General features: G+C 59.1%; 19 protein-coding genes. 12 read left to right on the forward strand and 7 right to left on the reverse strand.

Annotated elements, in window-relative coordinates; translation table 11 throughout:
- The first annotated feature begins 163 nt into the window (after nt 1–163).
- Nucleotides 164–2,635, forward strand: coding sequence for a beta-glucosidase (locus tag GA0061100_RS26675; protein WP_075855850.1), 2,472 nt, complete (start codon nt 164–166; stop codon nt 2,633–2,635).
- 104 nt (nt 2,636–2,739) lie between these two features.
- Here GA0061100_RS26675 and GA0061100_RS26680 read toward each other — a convergent pair whose 3' ends face one another.
- Nucleotides 2,740–4,818, reverse strand: a complete 2,079-nt coding sequence (locus tag GA0061100_RS26680) for a putative bifunctional diguanylate cyclase/phosphodiesterase (RefSeq protein ID WP_075855851.1) — start codon at nt 4,816–4,818, stop codon at nt 2,740–2,742.
- 499 nt (nt 4,819–5,317) lie between these two features.
- Here GA0061100_RS26680 and GA0061100_RS26685 point away from each other — a divergent pair, with 499 nt between their 5' ends.
- Nucleotides 5,318–6,607 carry a TadE/TadG family type IV pilus assembly protein gene (locus GA0061100_RS26685; protein ID WP_075855938.1) on the forward strand — a complete coding sequence of 430 codons (1,290 nt, stop codon included), beginning with the start codon at nt 5,318–5,320 and terminating at the stop codon, nt 6,605–6,607.
- A 139-nt stretch (nt 6,608–6,746) separates the two neighbouring features.
- On the opposite strand, the gene GA0061100_RS26690 is transcribed toward GA0061100_RS26685, so the two are convergent.
- Both GA0061100_RS26690 and GA0061100_RS26695 read right to left on the reverse strand, forming a co-directional pair.
- Complete coding sequence (locus tag GA0061100_RS26690) at nt 6,747–7,154, reverse strand: helix-turn-helix domain-containing protein (RefSeq protein WP_083961445.1); 408 nt, start codon at nt 7,152–7,154, stop codon at nt 6,747–6,749.
- A 261-nt stretch (nt 7,155–7,415) separates the two neighbouring features.
- Nucleotides 7,416–8,312 (reverse strand): LysR family transcriptional regulator, encoded by an 897-nt coding sequence (locus GA0061100_RS26695; protein WP_075855852.1) that lies wholly within the window; start codon nt 8,310–8,312, stop codon nt 7,416–7,418.
- A gap of 140 nt (nt 8,313–8,452) precedes the next feature.
- Between GA0061100_RS26695 and GA0061100_RS26700 the strand changes: the two genes are divergently transcribed.
- From GA0061100_RS26700 to queE, 4 genes are all read left to right on the forward strand, one after another.
- Complete coding sequence (locus tag GA0061100_RS26700) at nt 8,453–9,559, forward strand: aldo/keto reductase (RefSeq protein WP_075855853.1); 1,107 nt, start codon at nt 8,453–8,455, stop codon at nt 9,557–9,559.
- A 166-nt stretch (nt 9,560–9,725) separates the two neighbouring features.
- Nucleotides 9,726–10,436, forward strand: coding sequence for a 7-cyano-7-deazaguanine synthase QueC (gene queC, locus GA0061100_RS26705; protein WP_075855940.1), 711 nt, complete (start codon nt 9,726–9,728; stop codon nt 10,434–10,436).
- On the forward strand, nt 10,436–10,792 hold the full coding sequence (gene queD / locus GA0061100_RS26710; protein WP_075855854.1) for a 6-carboxytetrahydropterin synthase QueD: 357 nt from the start codon (nt 10,436–10,438) through the stop codon (nt 10,790–10,792). Before queC ends, queD begins: the two co-directional genes overlap by 1 nt.
- Nucleotides 10,789–11,517, forward strand: coding sequence for a 7-carboxy-7-deazaguanine synthase QueE (gene queE / locus GA0061100_RS26715; protein WP_075855855.1), 729 nt, complete (start codon nt 10,789–10,791; stop codon nt 11,515–11,517). The genes queD and queE overlap by 4 nt, the downstream gene beginning before the upstream one ends.
- Nucleotides 11,518–11,612: 95 nt before the next feature.
- Here queE and nrcR read toward each other — a convergent pair whose 3' ends face one another.
- Nucleotides 11,613–11,969, reverse strand: a complete 357-nt coding sequence (gene nrcR / locus GA0061100_RS26720) for a transcriptional regulator NrcR (protein ID WP_075855941.1) — start codon at nt 11,967–11,969, stop codon at nt 11,613–11,615.
- 327 nt (nt 11,970–12,296) lie between these two features.
- Here nrcR and GA0061100_RS26725 point away from each other — a divergent pair, with 327 nt between their 5' ends.
- Nucleotides 12,297–12,500: a hypothetical protein gene (locus GA0061100_RS26725; protein WP_075855856.1), complete on the forward strand. Its 204-nt coding sequence runs from the start codon at nt 12,297–12,299 to the stop codon at nt 12,498–12,500.
- A gap of 189 nt (nt 12,501–12,689) precedes the next feature.
- On the opposite strand, the gene GA0061100_RS26730 is transcribed toward GA0061100_RS26725, so the two are convergent.
- Nucleotides 12,690–13,580: an SMP-30/gluconolactonase/LRE family protein gene (locus tag GA0061100_RS26730; protein ID WP_075855857.1), complete on the reverse strand. Its 891-nt coding sequence runs from the start codon at nt 13,578–13,580 to the stop codon at nt 12,690–12,692.
- Between the two features lie 90 nt (nt 13,581–13,670).
- On the opposite strand from GA0061100_RS26730, the gene GA0061100_RS26735 reads away from it, so the two are divergent.
- Complete coding sequence (locus GA0061100_RS26735) at nt 13,671–14,090, forward strand: GlcG/HbpS family heme-binding protein (RefSeq protein ID WP_075855858.1); 420 nt, start codon at nt 13,671–13,673, stop codon at nt 14,088–14,090.
- A 63-nt stretch (nt 14,091–14,153) separates the two neighbouring features.
- Here the strand turns inward: GA0061100_RS26735 and GA0061100_RS26740 are convergent, their stop codons facing one another.
- The gene (locus GA0061100_RS26740; protein ID WP_075855859.1) at nt 14,154–15,185 is read right to left on the reverse strand and encodes an L-idonate 5-dehydrogenase; all 1,032 of its coding nucleotides are present in this window, start codon (nt 15,183–15,185) and stop codon (nt 14,154–14,156) included.
- A gap of 10 nt (nt 15,186–15,195) precedes the next feature.
- Nucleotides 15,196–16,143 carry a 2-hydroxyacid dehydrogenase gene (locus GA0061100_RS26745; RefSeq protein ID WP_075855860.1) on the reverse strand — a complete coding sequence of 316 codons (948 nt, stop codon included), beginning with the start codon at nt 16,141–16,143 and terminating at the stop codon, nt 15,196–15,198.
- 86 nt (nt 16,144–16,229) lie between these two features.
- Here GA0061100_RS26745 and GA0061100_RS26750 point away from each other — a divergent pair, with 86 nt between their 5' ends.
- Genes GA0061100_RS26750 through GA0061100_RS26765 form a run of 4 tightly spaced genes read left to right on the forward strand, consistent with a single transcriptional unit; the run spans nt 16,230 to nt 18,712 of the window.
- Entirely contained in the window at nt 16,230–16,988 is a 759-nt protein-coding gene (locus GA0061100_RS26750; RefSeq protein ID WP_075855861.1) for an SDR family oxidoreductase, read from the forward strand.
- The gene (locus tag GA0061100_RS26755) at nt 16,957–17,499 is read left to right on the forward strand and encodes a gluconokinase (RefSeq protein WP_075855862.1); all 543 of its coding nucleotides are present in this window, start codon (nt 16,957–16,959) and stop codon (nt 17,497–17,499) included. Before GA0061100_RS26750 ends, GA0061100_RS26755 begins: the two co-directional genes overlap by 32 nt.
- Nucleotides 17,496–18,383, forward strand: a complete 888-nt coding sequence (locus GA0061100_RS26760) for an NAD(P)-dependent oxidoreductase (protein ID WP_075855863.1) — start codon at nt 17,496–17,498, stop codon at nt 18,381–18,383. The genes GA0061100_RS26755 and GA0061100_RS26760 overlap by 4 nt, the downstream gene beginning before the upstream one ends.
- Complete coding sequence (locus GA0061100_RS26765) at nt 18,380–18,712, forward strand: hypothetical protein (RefSeq protein WP_075855864.1); 333 nt, start codon at nt 18,380–18,382, stop codon at nt 18,710–18,712. Before GA0061100_RS26760 ends, GA0061100_RS26765 begins: the two co-directional genes overlap by 4 nt.
- Nucleotides 18,713–18,824 lie beyond the last annotated feature (112 nt).

The following is an 18,824-nucleotide window of genomic DNA, read 5'->3' on the forward strand; positions in this document are numbered from 1 at the left end:
CGTGGCGGATAAGAGTTGAATATCGCCGAAAAAGCCCCGTAATTTCATCCACATATCGCACTATCGGAAGAACATCTGGTGTGTTTATGATTTGTTTGTCTTAAATGCGAATCTCCATCGTGGATGGACGATGGAACAATCAGGGAATTGCTCGGGAGGCCTTATGATCGACGATATTCTCGACCGGATGACGCTTGAGGAGCAGGTTTCGCTGCTGTCCGGCGCTGATTTCTGGACCACGGTGCCGGTCGAGCGCCTTGGCGTTCCGAAGATCAAGGTCACGGATGGGCCGAACGGAGCTCGCGGCGCCGGCTCGCTGGTTGCCGGCGTCAACGCCGCCTGCTTTCCCGTCGCCATCGCGCTCGGCGCGACATGGAATCCGGCCCTTGTCGAGCGCATGGGCGTGGCGCTTGCCGGCCAGGCCAGGAGCAAGGGTGCCTCGGTGCTGTTGGCGCCGACGGTCAATATTCATCGCTCCGGTCTCAATGGCCGCAACTTCGAATGCTATTCGGAAGATCCGATGCTGACGGCCGAGCTTGCCGTTGCTTATATCCAGGGCGTGCAGAGCCAGGGCATTGCCGCGACGATCAAGCATTTCGCGGGCAATGAATCCGAGATCGAGCGCCAGACGATGTCGTCGGATATCGACGAACGCGCTCTTCGCGAAATCTATCTGCCGCCATTCGAGCAGGCTGTGAAGAGGGCTGGCGTCATGGCGGTTATGTCCTCCTACAATAGGCTGAACGGCACCTACACGAGCGAGCATCCCTGGCTGCTGACCAAAGTCTTGCGCGAAGAGTGGGGTTTCAACGGCATCGTCATGTCGGACTGGTTCGGTTCGCATTCAACGGCGGCGACCGTCAATGCCGGGCTCGATCTGGAAATGCCCGGTCCGGCGCGCGACCGTGGCGAGAAGCTCGTGGCGGCGGTACGCAACGGCGAGGTCGAGCCGAAGACGGTGCGCGAAGCCGCTCGCCGCATTCTGACGTTGCTTGAGCGCGTCGGCGCTTTCGAGATGGCGCCCGATTTAAGCGAGCATGCACTCGATCTGCCGGAGGATCGTGCTCTGATCCGCAAGCTCGGAGCCGAGGGTGCGGTGCTTTTGAAGAATGACGGCATTCTACCGCTGCAGAAGGCGCGGCTCGGGCATGTGGCGGTTATCGGGCCGAACGCGGCCGAAGCCCGTGTCATGGGCGGTGGCAGCGCCCAGATCGCCGCCCACTACAGGGTCAGCCCGCTGGAAGGTATCCGTCAGGCGCTGTCGAATGCCAACAGCATTCATCACGCTGCCGGCTGCCGCAACAATCGCCTGATCAATGTCTTCTCCGGTGAGATGCGGGTGGAGTATTTCAAGGGACGCGATCTTGCAGGCCCAGCTCTGGCCACTGAAACCGCGAACAAGGGCGAGTTCTTCTGGTTCGACCTGCCATCCGCCGAGCTTGATCCCAACGAATTCTCCGCCCGCATGACGGCGTCCTACACGCCGGCGGAGAGCGGCGAGCACGTATTTGGCATGACGAATGCGGGCCTTGCCAGGCTCTATGTCGACGGCAAGCTCGTCGTCAATGGCTATGACGGCTGGGCTCGCGGCGATAATTATTTCGGTACGGCCAATGTCGAGCAGCGACAGGGTATCCATCTCGAGGCCGGACAGAGCTACAAGGTGGTCGTCGAATATTGCTCTTCCGCGACGACCGAGGAGGGGATCAATCTGACGGCGGTACGCTTCGGCGTGGAAAAGCCTCTCGGCGAAGAGGCGATGCTGGATGCCGTTGAAAAGGCAAGGAATGCGGATGTGGTGCTGCTCTTCGTCGGCCGCGATGGCGAGTGGGATACGGAAGGGCTCGACCTGCCCGACATGCGCCTGCCGGGTCGCCAGGAGGAGCTGATAGACCGTGTGGCAGCGGCCAATGCCAATACGGTTGTCGTGCTGCAGACGGGCGGCCCCATCGAGATGCCGTGGCTCGACAAGGTTCGGGCCGTGTTGCAGATGTGGTATCCCGGCCAGGAACTGGGGCATGCCGCTGCCGATGTGCTCTTCGGCGATGTCGAGCCCGGCGGGCGCCTGCCGCAGACCTTCCCGAAGCGCCTGTCGGATAATTCCGCCATGGTTGGCGACGCATCCGTCTATCCCGGCAAGGATGGACATGTGCGCTACGCCGAAGGTGTCTTCGTCGGATATCGCCATCACGACAAGCGCGTCATCGAGCCCTTGTTCCCCTTCGGCTTCGGTCTTGGCTACACGCGATTTTCCTGGGGCGAGGCGCGGGCATCAGCGACAAAGATGGGCGCGGAGGGCATCACCATAACGGTCGATGTCACCAATATCGGCGACAGAACCGGTAGCGAACTCGTGCAGCTTTATGTACGGCCTCTTGTTTCGACGGTCGAGCGGCCGGACAAGGAGTTGCGCGCCTTTGCCAAGCTTCAGCTTGCGCCGGGCGAACAAGGGGCGGCCTCGCTTGTCGTGCGCCCACGCGATCTGAGCTATTTCGACGAGCAGGCGGGAACATTTCGAGCCGTCGCCGGCCGCTACGAACTTCTGGCAGCGGCCAATGCTCTCGATATCCGCTCTGCCGTTACGATCGAGCTCGCAACGGAATGGATCGGCGAGGTATCGGATCGTTCGATCTGATGTTTCGGGCAGCTGCGGCCGATAAATTTGCGCGAGGGATGAAGGAGCGCGTAGGTATGCGCTCCGGAATTGTAGTGGCATTGCGCTGACGTGTTTGGATCCTGCTAGCGGCGGCGCATGCGCTGGGGCGGTACCCGGCCGGAAAATGCGGAAGCCTCGTCTTCTTCGGCGATAGGCTTTTCATGAAAGATCTGTCCGACAGGCTTCGGCCGGCCAAGGAAGAAGCCTTGAGCCTCATCGCAGCCTTCGACACGGAGGATTTCGAGCTGGTGGTTGGTTTCCACACCTTCCGCCAGAACCGGAATCTCGAGGCTCTTGCCGAGCGTGAGCACAGCGCGAACGATCGCTTTTGCCTGAATGCTGTGATCCACCTCGTTCATGAAGGAACGATCGAGCTTGATCTTGTCAAAGGGGAAGGAACGCAACGTATCGAGCGAGGAATATCCGGTGCCGAAATCATCGATCGCAACGGTCACGCCGAGAGCCCGGATTTGCCGCAGCACATGCAGCGTTCGGCTCTTGTCGGCAATGATGGTGGATTCGGTGATTTCCAGCTCCAATCTCGATGGCGACAGGCCGGTTTCGAGAAGGATCGTATGGACGAGCTTGGCAAGATCGGCGTGCGCAAACTGTACGGGCGAAAGATTGACGGCGATCTTGTAGGGCTGGTCCCATGAGGCGGCCTGTTTGCAGGCCGTGCGCAACACCCATTCGCCGATGACCAGGATCGTGCCGCTCTCTTCGGCAATGGGGATGAATTCCGAAGGTGGCACGGCTCCGCGCTCGGGATGATGCCAGCGGACGAGGACCTCGTAGCCACAGATCTGCCCCGTGCGAACGGAGGTCTGTACCTGATAGTGCAGATCGAGCTGATCCAGCTCGACAGCACGACGCAGGTCCTGTGCGAGCGTATGGCGCGCGCGCGCGGCCTCATCCATCCTGGATTCATAAAAGCAGACGGCGCGGCCGATATCGGCCTTGGCGCGATACATTGCAAGATCGGCATTGCTGACGAGGCGCTCCTGATCGATGCCATCGTCGGGATAGACCGCGACGCCGATGCTGGCGCCCGTCACCGTCTCAAAATCGTCGATCCGGATCGGTTCAAACAGGACCTTCTCCAGCCGGGCGACGAAATCCAGCAGCTCGCTCTGCTCGCCGAAGCGCTTGGCCGCGGCGAACTCGTCACCACCGACACGGGCGACGAATTCGCCATCCCTGACGAGGCGCAGTAGCCGGCGTCCAATTGCCTTCAATGCCTGGTCGCCGGCCTTGTGTCCACGCAGGTCGTTGATCTCCTTGAAGCGATCGAGGTCGATGCCGATAACCGCGAGCTTCACACCGTCCTCCTTGGCGTTGTCCATCTCGCGTTGGAGATGATCGGCGAAACTGCTGCGATTGGGCAGGCCCGTCAGCAGGTCGTTGAGCGCCATATGCTGGAGCTTCTCGATGGATTCGCGCGAGGCTCGTTCATCGATCATATAGCTTGCGACGCCAGTGCCGATGATGAGCAATCCTCCACCGGCAACGGCAATAGCCATGGCCTGCAACGCATAGGTGTCCGCGATGGCGGCGCCAGTTGCAAGCGGGGTGACCGATACGGCGGTCATTGCCGTAAAGTGAAGTGAGACCACGGCGATGACGAAGAGGGCGAGGCTGGCGATTAGGGAAAGCCCCCAAGGCCGGCGGACTGCCTGATTGAGAGCAAGCGTCGAAAAGATCACCGAAAGCACCACGGAGCCGATGACATAGGCCTGGTTCCACTCGACGATGCCGTCGACGTGGTAGGCCAGCATGCCGGTGTAGTGCATGACGGTGATGGAAAGGCCAACGACGGCTCCTCCGAATTCCGGTGCGATGCGCGGCAGGCGCGACAAGGCGATCGTAAAGCCGCCGGCGCAGCCGATGGCAGCCAGCAGAAAGGAAGCCATTGTCAGGATGGGATCGAAAGTGACCGGTGCGTCGACTTCATATGCCAGCATGCCGATGAAATGTGTGCACCAGATCGACGACCCGGCCGCCACAGCTGTCAGGAAGATCCAGCCGCCACGTTGAAGTTCGCGCGTCTTTTCGGCTCGCCTGAGCAAATTGAGCGTAATCCAGCCGCCGCTGACACAGACAAACGCCGCGAGAAGAACGAGCCACAGATTGTGTTCCGTAAAGATGCAGGAAAGAACGCGCACGCAAAGATCCCAACTATAGCCATCAGGGTGAGAGCTGTTCCAACGACGGCGGTCGCACCCGAAATCGATAGCGATTGCTTTCGCGGGTAAACACTGAAAATCAGGTAAAGATAAGGGAGCGGATTTGCAATTTTTACGCTATTTTTGCGCATTCCTGTCGCGCAAATCTTGCATGCCGGCACATGTTTTTTCCATGAAATGGTCGGTTTATGCTCGATTTCGGGTCGCCGCGCCGAGAGTACAGTATCAATTTTCTATTTGCTTCACCTGCAAGATCGGCGAATCTATTGTGGATTCTTGGTAAATTTCTCCTGAATATCTGCAGTATAAATGGGAAAGTTGCCCTTATGAGAATTTAAATATTTCCGATCTATAATATTAATAAGTATATTTGAAAGTGATAATACTTTCAATTCGCGAGTGTTTTGGAATTACAACTTATACTATAGAGAGCTTGCTCGTGAAGAGATTCAGGATTTATCCACAGTCGCTCGGTGCATTGCGCAAGCTTTCAGGGACGCTATTTGCGGACCGGTCGGGGAATTTCGGGATCACGACGGCACTGGTTGCCGTTCCGTTGATCGCGGTAGGTGGCCTGGCGCTCGATGTCACCAATGCTATGCTTGTGCGCACCGAGTTGCAGAATGCCGCCGATGCGGCTGCCGTCGGCGCAATCGCGGATTCGTCTCCGGCTGTTGCTGCTGCCATGGCAATGACAAGCGACGGCACCGTCGCGATCGGTCAAAGTGACGCCAACAAGCTCTTTCTCGGCCAGGCATCAAGCGATCTCCAGAACATACCGGTCAGCGTCAGCGCCGCGATAACGCGCACGGGAAATATCGTCTCATCGACTGTTAATTTTTCGGCGAACGTGCCAACGACGCTTAGCCAGGTTATCGGAAAGACATCCATTCCCGTCAGCGGTTCAGCATCCGCGCAGTATCAGACGGCAAATTTCATGGATTTCTACATGCTGCTGGACAACACGCCATCCATGGGGATCGGTGCAACGCTGACCGATATTCAGACAATGGTGGCAAACACGTCAGACAAATGCGCCTTTGCTTGCCACGACACTACGACGCAAAACAATTACTACAATCTTGCAAAGAACCTTGGCGTGCAGACCCGCATCGGCGTCGTTCGGCAGGCGACGCAGTCGCTTACAGATACGGCTGCGAAGAACCGAGTGACACCCGATCAATACAGAATGGCCGTCTACACATTCGGTGCTGACGCCAAGACCATTGGCTTGACCAACGTATCGTCGCTGTCATCCGATATGGCGCAGGTTAAAAGTACCACCGGTGCGGTAGACCTGATGACTGTGCCCGGACAAAGTTACAATAACGACCAAGATACGAGTTTCGATACGATGCTGACGCAGCTCGGGCCGATTATCGGAACAGGCGGCAGCGGCACGACCAATACCGATCGCCAGAAGGTCCTCTTCCTCGTCACCGACGGCGTCGGTGACAGCTACAAGCCCAACACCTGCACCAAGCCGACAACCGGTGGGCGCTGTCAGGAGCCGCTCGCCAATTCCTTCTGTCAGCCGTTGAAAAACCAGAACATCAAGATCGCCATCCTTTATACGACCTACTTTCCCCTGCCGACAAACGGTTGGTACAACCAATGGATCGCGCCGTTTCAATCGCAAATTGGCACTGATTTGCAGAATTGCGCTTCACCCGGCCTTTATTTCGAGGTCAGCCCGACACAGGGTATCACCGATGCGATGAACGCGCTGTTCCTGAAGGTCATTCGCACGCCGCGCATCACAAGTTGATAGCATGGGCAGGCAATAGGCTGTCCAGGTGATGTAGATCGATGCGGTTCGGCGTCTCACGGAGCAGTCAAATCGCTCCATCACCTTGATTTTGCATGAGTGCGGACGGAAAGTTGCTGCGCATCTTTCCTGGAGTTGTCTAGGTCAAGACCAGCGACTTGAGCAGGCCCACGATCTTCTGACGCGTCCGCGCATCCTTGATCTTTGCAAAGGCGCGATTGAGTTCGATACCTTCTTCGGACGAAAGGAAGCCGACGAGATCGTTGCGGATCGCGCGTGCTTCCTCGGTCGAAACAGGATTATCGAAAGCTGCATTATCGAAGAAGTGCGAGATCGGGACACTGAGACAGTCGGCAACATGTTGCAGGCGACTTGCGCCGACGCGGTTGGCACCTTTTTCGTATTTCTGAACCTGCTGAAACGTGAGGCCCAGTTTTTCGGCGAGCGCCGATTGGCTCATGCCCAGCATGCGCCGTTGCGCACGAATGCGTTTGCCGACTTCGACATCGATCGGGCTAGGCGGCTTTCTTTTCGAAATATCTTGCACGAGTTCCTCTTTCAGACCGGGAAGCCGCCTATCGAACTCGCAGGAGGTGATGCGAATGCCCTGGAACTCCTGCAAGTCTTCGCTGGCAAAGCTTACGGACTATGACTGCCGAGTGCCGTGGAAGACGGCAATCGCGATTCACCTGGATCGCGATCCAGCGCTGCATTTCATGCGTATTTGGTACAATGCCTGCGCGATTTGACCATTCGTTAGCGTGTCGATAGGAAGCAAATGGCGATTTTCGCCTGGCCGAAAGCCGACTCAGCGATTGACCTGCCGCACCGTGTCGATGAAGGCCCTAAGCTTCGGAGCCAGTTCGGCACGGCGTGGAAAGTAGAGGAAAAGGCCTGCTTCCGTCACCGCATAGTCACTTAGAAGCTGGACAAGTCTGCCGGATGCGATTTCCTTCCTCACCAGCGGCTCGAAGGCATAAGCCAACCCGACGCCTGCAATAGCCAGTTCTATGGCCGAATGCGATTCGGTGACGATAGCCTGGCCGCTCACCGTCACCGCGACATCTCGCCCATCCTCGACGAATTCCCATTGATAGAGGCCTCCGGAGCGGATCAGACGGTAGCCGATACAATTGTGATCGGAGAGATCTGCAAGCGTGTTTGGACGCCCGAAACGCGCGATATATCCGGGCGAAGCAACCACGATCGATCGGAAAGGCGGGGTGAGGCGAACAGCGACCATGTCCTGTGCGATCATTTCACCGACCCGAATGCCGGCGTCGAAACCTTCCGCGACAATATCGGTCAATCTTTCGTCGGAGAAGATTTCCACTTCGACTTCGGGATAGCGTTCGGCCATCGCTGCGATCACGCGGGTGACCGCCAACGGCAGACTGATACGAGAAGCGTTGATACGCAACAGGCCGCTTGGCCTGCCCTTGACGGCCTTGATGCGCTCGATCCGGTCATGAATGTCCTGTAGCGCTGGCGTTATGGTGGCGATCAGGCTCTTGCCGGCCTCCGTTAGAGCCACACTGCGTGTTGTGCGCGCAAAAAGGGGCTGTCCGAGCCGTTCCTCCACCAGCCGAACGGCATGGCTGACGGCTGACGCGCTCATGCCCAGTTCGCTGGCGGCGGCGGCAAACCCTCCGCGGCGGGCCACGGCAGCGACGATGGGCAGATGTGGCAGTAGATCGCGGTCCATTGCTGCACGATATCGCATAATGCATGCGAATTAAATGATCTTATCGAATGGCCCGAAAGCAGCGAATCTAAGCGCATCGCGTCATTGCGGGCCTGTTCGCTCCCTGAACATAGCCCTGTTAGCCAGAGAGGAGCATGGCGATGAGCATGGAATTTTATACGCTGGGCAATAGCGGGCTCAAGGTAACGCAGCTCGCCCTTGGCACCATGACCTTCGGCACCGAATGGGGTTGGGGGGCAGACAAGGAGACGGCGCGGGCGATCTTCAATGCCTATGTCGATGCCGGCGGCAATTTCTTCGATACCGCCGATGCCTATACCGGCGGTACATCCGAGGCGTGGCTCGGTGAGTTCATCGCTGAGCGCGGCTTGCGCGACGATGCCGTCATCGCCACCAAGTTTACCATGAACCTTACTGCGCAAACGCCGAATGCGGCCGGCAATGGCCGGAAGAATATCCTGCGGGCCGTCGAGGGATCACTGAAGCGGCTGAACACTGAGTACATCGATCTCTATCTCATGCATTGCTGGGATCGCCTGACGCCGCCGGAGGAGGTGATGCGCACTTTCGACGACCTTGTCCGCTCGGGAAAGGTGCGGCACGTCGGTCTGTCCGATGTTCCGGCATGGTATGCCAGCCGAGCCCAGGCGGTCGCCGAGCATCGCGGCTACGAGCCGATCTCTGCACTTCAGCTCGAATATTCGCTGGCCGAACGCAACATCGAAAATGAATTCGTGCCGTTCGGAACGCGTTACGGCGCCGGCATCATGGCCTGGAGCCCGCTTGCGAGCGGTCTGCTCAGTGGCAAATATCGTCCAAGCAGCAAAGGGGAGACCGCCGGCCGGCTCGAAACGGTGCGTGGCACGACCAATCCGGGGTTCCAGAAATTCAATGAGCGCAATTGGGCGATCGTGGCCGAGCTGGAGACGGTGGCGGCCGAGCTCGGCCGCAGCATGGCGCAGGTGGCCGTCAATTGGGCAATGACCCAGCCCGGTCTTGCCTCGATCATCATCGGCGCCACGAAACTGGAGCAACTGAGCGACAATCTCGGCGCCCTGGAATTCAAAATACCGCCCGAGCTGCGGCGGCGTCTGGACGAGGTCAGCGCCCTGCAGCCGACCTTCCCTTATTCCTTCTTCGGGCCGGAAATCCAGGGCAGCCTAACGGGCGGCCAAACGGTCGGCGGCAAGCCGGCGGGTTACTACCCGGATCTGAATATCTCGGGGAAGTTTGCGGGCGTCAGCTGACGGCCCAGCGAATATGGCAACGCGCCTGTAGGTGCCGGCGCGTTGTCATGAAAAGATGCGAGTGCCTTGTTTCCTCCCGTTTCTGCTGCTAGAGACCCCGCCGTGGCTTCGAAAAGCCATGAAATCCGGTCGCAGCCCACCCGGTCAAAACAAGGGATCATACAATATGAAGACTATCGTCATCTGCTCCGGCGGATTGGACTCTGTTTCGCTCGCCCAGAAGGTCGCAGCCGAACATCAGCTTATCGGACTCGTCTCCTTCGACTACGGCCAGCGGCATCGCAAGGAGCTGGAATTTGCCGCGGCCTGCGCCAAGCGCCTCGGCGTGCCGCATGAGATCATCGACATCACCGCCATCGGCAAGCACTTGACCGGATCGGCGCTCACCGATGACATCGAGGTGCCGGACGGGCACTATGCCGAGGAAACCATGAAGGCGACGGTCGTGCCGAACCGCAATGCGATCATGCTGGCGATCGCCTTCGGGCTTGCGGCTGCGCAGAAGGCGGATGCGGTTGCAGTTGCGGTTCATGGCGGCGATCATTTCATCTATCCCGACTGTCGCCCCGGTTTCATCGACGCCTTCCAGCAGATGCAGAACCATGCGCTCGACGGCTATGCCAGCGTTTCGCTCTATGCGCCCTATGTGACGATCTCCAAGGCGGATATCGTTACCGACGGTGACAGGCATAAGACCCCCTTTGCCGAAACCTGGTCCTGCTACAAGGGCGGGAAAAGTCATTGCGGCCGCTGCGGCACCTGCGTCGAGCGGCGCGAAGCCTTTCATCTCGCCGGCATTGCGGATCCGACCGAATACGAGGATGCCGATTTCTGGGTCGCCGCGACATCAGGCTTTTCGGCCGAAGAGGTGAAGTGATGTACCGCATCACCAAGGAATTCCACTTCTCCGCCTCGCATCAACTCTCGCACCTGCCCGATGATCATCAGTGCGCGCGCATGCACGGGCACAACTACATCGTCGTGGTGGAGCTTTCTGCAGCCGAACTGGATGAGAACGGTTTCGTGCGAGACTATCATGAGCTACAGCCGCTAAAGCGCTATATCGACGAAACCTTCGATCATCGTCACCTGAATGAGGTCTTCGGACACGATCGCGTCACATCCGAATATCTTGCCAGGCATTTCTACGACTGGTGCAAGGAACGACTGCCGGAGGCATCCGCCGTGCGGGTCAGCGAGACGCCGAAGACCTGGGCGGAATACCGGCCATGAGCGAAGCGCGCATTCGGGTCAGCGAGATCTTCGGGCCGACGATCCAGGGCGAGGGGATCCTGATCGGCCTCCCGACGATCTTCGTTCGCACCGGCGGCTGCGATTATCGCTGCTCCTGGTGCGATACGCTGCATGCGGTCGATAGCGACTATCGCGACCAATGGCAGCCGATGTCGGTCGATGAGATCTGGCAAGAGGTGATGAGGCTTTCCGGCGGCAAGCCGCTCACCATCTCGCTCTCCGGCGGCAATCCCGCGATCCAGCTGCTCGGCCCGCTGATTGCGCGCGGTCATGCTGAGGGATATCGCTTCGCGCTGGAGACTCAAGGGAGCTTGGCCAAGGAGTGGTTCGCCGAACTTGATGTGCTTGTGCTCAGCCCTAAGCCGCCATCGAGCGGCATGGCGACGAACTGGGCCGCCTTCGACGACTGTCTGCGCATGGCAGGCGAAAGACCGCAAATCGCCCTGAAGATCGTCATATTCGACGATCTCGACTATGAATATGCGCGAGAGGCGGCCACTCGCTATTCACATCTGCCTGTTTATCTGCAGCCCGGCAATCACACGCCGCCGCCAGCCGATGCGGAAGATGCCCTTGTCGATATCGACGGCATTGTCGAGCGCATGCGCTGGCTCGTGGAGAAGGTCGGCAATGACCGATGGTTCGAAGCAAGGGTGCTGCCGCAATTGCATGTAATCATCTGGGGAAACAGGCGCGGTGTTTGAGTAATTGCGGTCGGGCCATATCGTGCCTGCGCCATCGAACGACATCCGAAATTGCACTTGGTGGCCGAAACCAGCAAAGCCGCATCGACGCTACGTCATGATTTTTCGTCGTAAGAGTCGTTGTCGCCGGCATTCGATGTCGCTGGTTTGAGTTCGGCATCGAAGAGCTCGGCAAGCGTCTTCAGGATCTGCAGGACGCCCGGATGATCGCAGGTATAATATCTGAACTGGGCGTGACGGCGCACTTTCACGATGCCGGAATGATGCAGGCGGGTCAGGTGTTGGCTGAGCGCCGACTGCGATATGCCCAGCTTCTTGGCCAGGCTGTTCACATCTTCCTCATGGCCGGACAGATGAATACAGACCTCCAGGCGCTTGGGATTGGAGAGCTGGCTGAGAAGATCTGCATGATAGATGAGACGCTCGTCTTCTGTGGACTGATCTGAGTACATCGCGCGGCCAATCATTGGTGTTACACTATAGAGCCCCCAGCATCGCGAGACTATAAACGCAAAAGTTGCAAAATTATGGTCTAAATTATTGCAAAAACGTTGCGCGTTCGCGGAGCAAACGGCCCTCCCACTTAGGCTGATCGCAATTGATCAACCCTTCCTTAGCCGACAACTAGGGTCCTATTGTATTTTGGGAATATGTCGGTCCAATCGATTTGCGATGAATCTGTAACAAAATCGAACGAACTGCCTTGTTTTTGTCCGGCTTTTGACATCGCAGTGCTAATTAAGCGGTCTATCTTCTGCGCTAACGAACAGGAGGTAACCATGACCCAAAGGGACTTGACGATCGCCGAAGTTCTCAAAGATCCGCTGATCCGCCAGGTCATGCGCGCAGATCGCATATCCGTCACCCGGATGGCAGACCTGCTGCAGGACGCGGCGCGCCGGCAAGAACACGCCTTGTCCGCGAATTTTTCATCGATCACGCATGTGGCGACACGTTCGGTACCGCAAGCCGACTTGCGTTGATATCCCGCTATCCGACAGCGACAATCGCCAGATGATCCCGGGCGATTGTCGTTGCGGCATTTGCGTATGTGAGCCTCCTTGCCGGTATTCAAGCAGCCCAAAATCGCTGCCTTTTTCCGGAGCCTCGATAAGCTGCCTTCATTGCTGCGTCACTCCACGAATCGTTTCGCAACGTGGTCGCGGCTGGCGTTAAAGCGCGCCGCTTCGGTTGAGCGAGATCGCGTAGACGCTGGTGGTGCCCGTCATGAAAAGCTTGTGCTTGCCGCGACCGCCGAAGCAGAGGTTGGAGACCGTTTCCGGCACCAGGATCTTGCCCATGAGATGACCATCGGGCGCGATGCAATGCACGCCGTCGGCCGCCGACGACCAGAGATTGCCATCGCTGTCGAGGCGCATGCCGTCAGCGCAGCCCGGCGAAATCACATGGAACACCTCGCCCCCGGACAGCCGCCAGTTTTCGCCGACATTAAAAACCCGGATGTGCTGCGGATCGCCGCCATGCATGCGACCGGTATCGGCAACATAAAGCTTCGTCTCGTCTGGACTGAAGGCAAGCCCGTTCGGGCAATTGAAATCCGTCAGGACGGCCTGCATGGAGCCGGAGGGATCGACCCGGTAGACATTGCATGGCAGTTCCTGCTCACTCCTATATCCTTCGTAATCCGTCGCAATGCCGTAGTGCGGATCGGTGAACCAGATAGCGCCGTCCGAGGCAACGATCACATCGTTGGGCGAATTCAGGCGTTTGCCCTGATAGCTATCCGCGACGATCGAGATCGAGCCGTCATATTCGGTACGCGTGACGCGTCTGCCACCATGCTCGCAGCTCACAAGGCGGCCCTGCCGATCACGCGTATGGCCGTTCGAAAAATTCGAAGGTTCGCGAAAGACGCTGGTGCCGAGTCCCGGTATCCAGCGCATGATGCGGTTGTTGGGGATGTCCGAGAAGAGCAGGCAGTTCATATCTCCGAACCAGACAGGCCCTTCCACCCAGTCGAAACCGGTGGCGATCTGCTTGACGGGAGCATTGCCAAGAACAAATTTCCCGAAGGCCGGGTCCATGATCTCGAAGAACGACATTGTAACAATACCTCCCATAAGGTTACATCGAGAGATCGATGTGTTATCGATAACATATTCAATTGAGTCCGCAAGTCGGGAGGATAGTGCATGAGCCATGTTGTGACGTCGAGTGTCTTGAGCGACGAAGGGGTGATGACATTGTTGACCGCTGCGATCTCGGCTGCTTCGCAGATCGGGCAGCCGCAATGCATCGTCATCGTCGATCAATCTGGCGTGACGCTTGGTTCCTTCCGCATGCGCGGTTCGCGTTTTCAGTCGCTGAAAAGCGCCACCGCCAAGGCGCAGACGGCTGCTTCCATCGGTGGGCCGAGCCATTCGCTGCCGGAACATGCGCGAGTGCCGCTGGCAATCGCTACCCATGGCGGGATGACGGGTTTGCGCGGCGGCTTGCCGATCCGCGTCGGCGGCACGCTTGTCGGCGGTATCGGTGTTGGTTCTGGTTCCGGAGAGCAGGACGAGCAGGTTGCCCGTGCTGCCCTTGATGCGATTGGCGCCGATCTCGACTAGACCGGCTGTGAGCGCGAAATCCGTTTCCGTTTTCGATCGGGTGGATTTCGCGCCGTTTCCGCTTTAGGCGAAGGCGATCTGTGCCTTCATGGCCTTGCTTCGATCCGAAGCGATCTCGAAGGCGCTGATGGCGTCCGCGAGCGGTACGGTATGGGTAATGAGCGGTCGCACATCGATGAGGCGCTTGCGCATCAGATCGACGCCGACGGCAAACTCCTCGTGAAAACGGAAGGAACCGCGCAGTTCCAGTTCCTTGGCCGTGATCGCCAGCATCGGCAGGCTCATGTCACCGCCGATACCAAGCTGTACGATGATGCCTCGCGGTCTCAGTGCCGAAATGCCGCCGGCAAGGGCAGCTGCAGCGCCCGAGCATTCGTAGAGCACATCGAAAGTGCCCTTGTCCGCGGAATAGGCGGCAAGCGCTTCGGGCTCGTCCTTCGTATTTATGACCCTGTCGGCACCCGCTTGCCTGGCAAGCGACAAGGTGAAATCCGAAAGATCGGTCGCCACGATCTCGACGGCACCCGCGCGGCGTGCGGCGAGGATCGAGAGCACGCCGATCGGGCCGCAGCCGGTCACGAGGACGCGCTTGCCGAGCATCTCGCCTGCACGCCGGGTGGCGTGGAGCGTGACGGCCAAGGGTTCTGCCATGGCCGCTTCACCCGGGGTCAGGCCATCGGCCGGCACGCATTGGATGGCATCGGCGACGAGCGTCTCGCGGAACGCACCCTGGATATGCGGGAAGGGCATGGCGCTGCCATAGAAGCGCATGTTGAGGCATTGATTGGGTAAGCCCTGCAGGCAATAGCGGCAAGTCCGGCAGGGGCGGGAGGGAGAAACGGCAACAAGCTGGCCGACCTCGAGGCCTTCTACGCCGGGGCCGAGCGCAGTCACCGTCGCGCTGACCTCATGCCCGAGGATCATCGGCTCCTTCAGGCGCACGGTGCCGAAGCCGCCGTGATGGTAGTAATGCAGGTCGCTGCCGCAGACGCCGCCGGTTGCGAGCCTCAGCTTGACTTCTCCCGCACCCGGTTCTTCCTCCGGATAATCCTCGATCCGCACATCCTTGGCGGCGTGGGCGATGATGGCCTTCATGTCTTTCTCCTCAAAGAACGGGTGTCGGCAGGGCCTGGCCGGCGAAATGAGCAGCGAGATTGTCGCGCACCAGCTGACCCATGGCCTTGCGTGTTTCCACCGTGCCGGATGCATGGTGAGGCTGCAGCAGCACATTGTCGAGCGCCAGGAAGCGCGGATTGAGCTTCGGTTCGCCTTCGAAGACGTCAAGTGCGGCGGATCCGAGCTTGCGGGTCTCCAACGCGTCAAGCAGTGCCTCTTCGTCTATATTGGAAGCTCTGGAGATGTTGATCAACATGCCTTCCGACCCGAGGGCCTCGATTACCTTCCGACCGACGATATGCCGGGTTGCCGCGGAGGCGACGAGCGTGACGAACAGGAAATCCGATTGCGTCGCAAGCTCGACAGGATCGGCCACGAAGCTCATGCCGGAGGCGTATGATTTTGCCTCGACGTCCGAATAGGCAATCTGCATGTCGAAGCCCTTCAAGCGCTTGGCGACTTCGAAGCCGATGCGGCCGAGGCCGAGCACGCCGGCACGCCGTCCCCAGACGCGGCGCTTGAGAGGATAAAGTCCCTTCTGCGCCCAGCTGCCGTCGCGCACCCATGTCTCCGCGCCGATCATGCCACGCGACAGGCAGAGCATCATCGCAATCCCCAAGTCCGCGACGTCGTTGGTGAGTACGTCAGGGGTATTGGTGACGCGGATACCGCGCTCGCGGCAGGCCTGCAGGTCGACGGCGTCAAAGCCAACGCCATAGACCGAAATAACTTCCAGTTTGGGGCAGGCCTCGATCATCGCGCGGTTGGCGCCAAGCTCGCCGCGCGTCGCAATGGCCCGGATCGATGGTCCGACGTCGGCGAGCAACTTTTCCTTGTCGGCAGCCTCGAAATAGCGATGAACCTGAAACGCTGCGTCGAGCGGCTCTTGATCCCATTGCGGGTAGGGACCAATCTGCAGGATCGGTGGCTTGTTCATCTTATGCATCCTCCCTTGACATCAAATGTTATCGATAACATAAACAAGGGAGGCGACCATTGTCGAGATAAAAAACGGAGGAAACGATGTCTCTTGGTCTTTTCGATCTGAAAGGGCGGCGTGCCCTGGTGACGGGTTCTTCCCAAGGTATCGGGCTCGCGCTCGCCAAGGGCCTGGCCGCCGCTGGTGCTGAGCTGGTGCTCAATGGCCGCGACAGGGAAAAGCTCGCCAAGGCGGCTGAAGGCTTCGCCGGCAAGGTGCATGTGCTTCCATTCGACGCCACCGATCACGAGGCCGCGCGTCAGGCGGTCGATGCTTTCGAGGCTGAGACCGGTGCAATCGACATTCTCGTCAACAATGCCGGCATGCAGTTTCGCACGCCGCTGGAGGACTTTCCCGCCGATGCTTTCGAGCGGCTTCTTCGGACGAACATCTCAAGCGTCTTCAATGTCGGCCAGGCGGTCGCCCGGCACATGATCAAACGCGGCGCCGGAAAAATCATCAACATCGCAAGCGTACAGACGGCGTTGGCGCGTCCTTCGATTGCTCCGTACACGGCAACCAAGGGTGCCGTTGGCAATCTGACCAAGGGCATGGCGACGGATTGGGCCAGGCATGGGCTGCAATGCAACGCCATCGCGCCCGGCTATTTCGATACGCCACTGAATGCTGCGCTGGTTGCCGATGCCGATTTTTCGGCATGGCTCGAAAAGCGTACGCCGGCCGGCCGCTGGGGCCGCGTCGACGAATTGGTCGGCGCCTGCATTTTCCTCGCTTCCGATGCCTCCTCCTTCGTCAACGGTCATGTGCTCTATGTCGACGGCGGCATCACAGCTTCGCTCTGATGGCGCCGCACCACGCCGCTTCGTCGTCATGGGCGTCAGCGGCTGCGGCAAGTCCTCAGTTGGTTCCGCGCTCGCGGCGCGCCTTGGCGGCATCTATGTCGATGGCGATGATCTTCATCCAGCGGCCAACGTCGCCAAGATGAGTGCCGGCATTCCCTTGACCGATGCCGATCGATGGCCCTGGCTCGACAAGATCGGTCAATGCCTTGCTTTGGCGGACGACACGGCATTGATCGGATGTTCGGCGCTGAAGCGCATCTATCGTAACCGGATTCGCGAGGTTGTCGGTGCACCGGTTTCGTTCATCCATCTCGCTGGCTCAAGAGAAACGATCCTGAGGCGTATGCAGGCAAGGCGCGATCACTTCATGCCGCCGGCATTGCTCGACAGTCAATTTGCCGCACTCGAGCCGCCCGGAGCCGATGAACTCGCGATCACCGTCGATATCGATCGGCCGCTGGATGTCGTCGTTGCGGCCATCATTGCAAGCTTGGAGGAAACGCAATCATGAGCAACAAGGTGGCGCTGATCGGCGCAGGCGCAATGGGCGGCGCGATCGGCGCCCGCCTGGCGGAGACCGGCAACCAGTTGACGGTTTTCGATCTCGACAAGGATAAGGTTGCGGTTTTGACCGCAAAAGGCGCCACGGCTGCCGCTAGTGCGGCCGCGGCAGCCGCCGTTTCCGATTTCGTCGTCCTCAGCCTCAATTCCCCGAAAATCGTCCATGCCGCGGTATTCGGGCCTGAAGGTGTTGCCGCGGGCGCAAGAGCAGGCACGCTGATCATCGATATGTCGTCGATCGATCCCGATGCGACGAAGGCGCTATCGATCGAAGCGGCGGAAAGGGGATTGCGCTGGGTGGACAGCCCACTTTCCGGTGGGGCGCCGAAGGCCCTGATCGGACAGTTGACCCTAATGGCCGGCGGCAGCGAGCAGGATGTCGCGGACGCGCATCAGGTTCTGCGCCATGTGGCATCGAACTACACCCATATGGGTCCCGTCGGTGCAGGTCAGACCACGAAGCTCATCAATCAAGTTCTTTGCGCGTTGAATTTTCTTGCCGTCGCGGAAGCCACGCAACTGGCGCTCGACGCGGGCGTCGATGCCGCGAAAATCCCGCAGGCGCTGAAGGGTGGGCGGGCCGACAGCGCCATTCTGCAGGAATATATGCCGCGCTATGTCGCTAAGGATTATCGCCGCACCGGCCGGATCGACAATATGGTCAAGGATCTGAACGGCGCTCAGGATCTCGCCCGCAGGACCAATACCGCCATGCCGCTGACGGCTGTCTGTGCGGAGATACACCGCATGCTGACGGCATCGGGGCTCGGTGGTGAAGACCAGGCAGCACTGATGGAATTCTTCAAAGGGCCGAACAAGGAGATCGCCGGATGATTACCCGATACGCATTATTCGAAGGCAAGGTCAGGGAAGGAGAGGCAGAGGCGTTTCGAACGGCCGTCATGGAAACCATCCTGCCGAAGTGGAAGCAGTTTCCGGGTGCCCTCGACGTGCGAGTGACCTTTGCCGAGGCGCGCGATGAAGGCGCCCCGGAATTCCCGATGATTTTGGCCGTGAACTATCCGGACATGGCCGCCGTGGAGAAGGCTCTTGCAAGCCCGGTCCGCACCGAGGCACGCGCGGCGACGGAGGAGGTTCTCTCGCGCTTTTTCGAAGGACGCATCCATCATCATGTGACGTTGGCACATGAGTTCCAGCTATAGGCCGCTTCGGCACGGCATTTTCCGGCGCAGGGCAACAAGGCTCCGTGCTCGTTTGGCGGGACATCTTGGAGGGCCTCTTGCCATTCAGGGAAGAGACATATTACTCTGATGG

Origin of the sequence: Martinezella hainanensis, assembly GCF_900094555.1 — a bacterium.
GTDB lineage: Bacteria > Pseudomonadota > Alphaproteobacteria > Rhizobiales > Rhizobiaceae > Rhizobium > Rhizobium hainanense.

Coding starts and splice junctions, on each gene's coding strand:
- GA0061100_RS26695 (WP_075855852.1), bottom strand. CDS start 8,312: ATGGACCGCGATCTACTGCCACATCTGCCCATCGTCGCTGCCGTGGCC.
- GA0061100_RS26750 (WP_075855861.1), top strand. CDS start 16,230: ATGTCTCTTGGTCTTTTCGATCTGAAAGGGCGGCGTGCCCTGGTGACG.
- GA0061100_RS26730 (WP_075855857.1), bottom strand. CDS start 13,580: ATGTCGTTCTTCGAGATCATGGACCCGGCCTTCGGGAAATTTGTTCTT.
- GA0061100_RS26735 (WP_075855858.1), top strand. CDS start 13,671: ATGAGCCATGTTGTGACGTCGAGTGTCTTGAGCGACGAAGGGGTGATG.
- GA0061100_RS26755 (WP_075855862.1), top strand. CDS start 16,957: ATGTCGACGGCGGCATCACAGCTTCGCTCTGATGGCGCCGCACCACGC.
- queE (WP_075855855.1), top strand. CDS start 10,789: ATGAGCGAAGCGCGCATTCGGGTCAGCGAGATCTTCGGGCCGACGATC.
- queD (WP_075855854.1), top strand. CDS start 10,436: ATGTACCGCATCACCAAGGAATTCCACTTCTCCGCCTCGCATCAACTC.
- GA0061100_RS26745 (WP_075855860.1), bottom strand. CDS start 16,143: ATGAACAAGCCACCGATCCTGCAGATTGGTCCCTACCCGCAATGGGAT.
- queC (WP_075855940.1), top strand. CDS start 9,726: ATGAAGACTATCGTCATCTGCTCCGGCGGATTGGACTCTGTTTCGCTC.
- GA0061100_RS26740 (WP_075855859.1), bottom strand. CDS start 15,185: ATGAAGGCCATCATCGCCCACGCCGCCAAGGATGTGCGGATCGAGGAT.
- nrcR (WP_075855941.1), bottom strand. CDS start 11,969: ATGTACTCAGATCAGTCCACAGAAGACGAGCGTCTCATCTATCATGCA.
- GA0061100_RS26765 (WP_075855864.1), top strand. CDS start 18,380: ATGATTACCCGATACGCATTATTCGAAGGCAAGGTCAGGGAAGGAGAG.
- GA0061100_RS26725 (WP_075855856.1), top strand. CDS start 12,297: ATGACCCAAAGGGACTTGACGATCGCCGAAGTTCTCAAAGATCCGCTG.
- GA0061100_RS26700 (WP_075855853.1), top strand. CDS start 8,453: ATGAGCATGGAATTTTATACGCTGGGCAATAGCGGGCTCAAGGTAACG.
- GA0061100_RS26675 (WP_075855850.1), top strand. CDS start 164: ATGATCGACGATATTCTCGACCGGATGACGCTTGAGGAGCAGGTTTCG.
- GA0061100_RS26760 (WP_075855863.1), top strand. CDS start 17,496: ATGAGCAACAAGGTGGCGCTGATCGGCGCAGGCGCAATGGGCGGCGCG.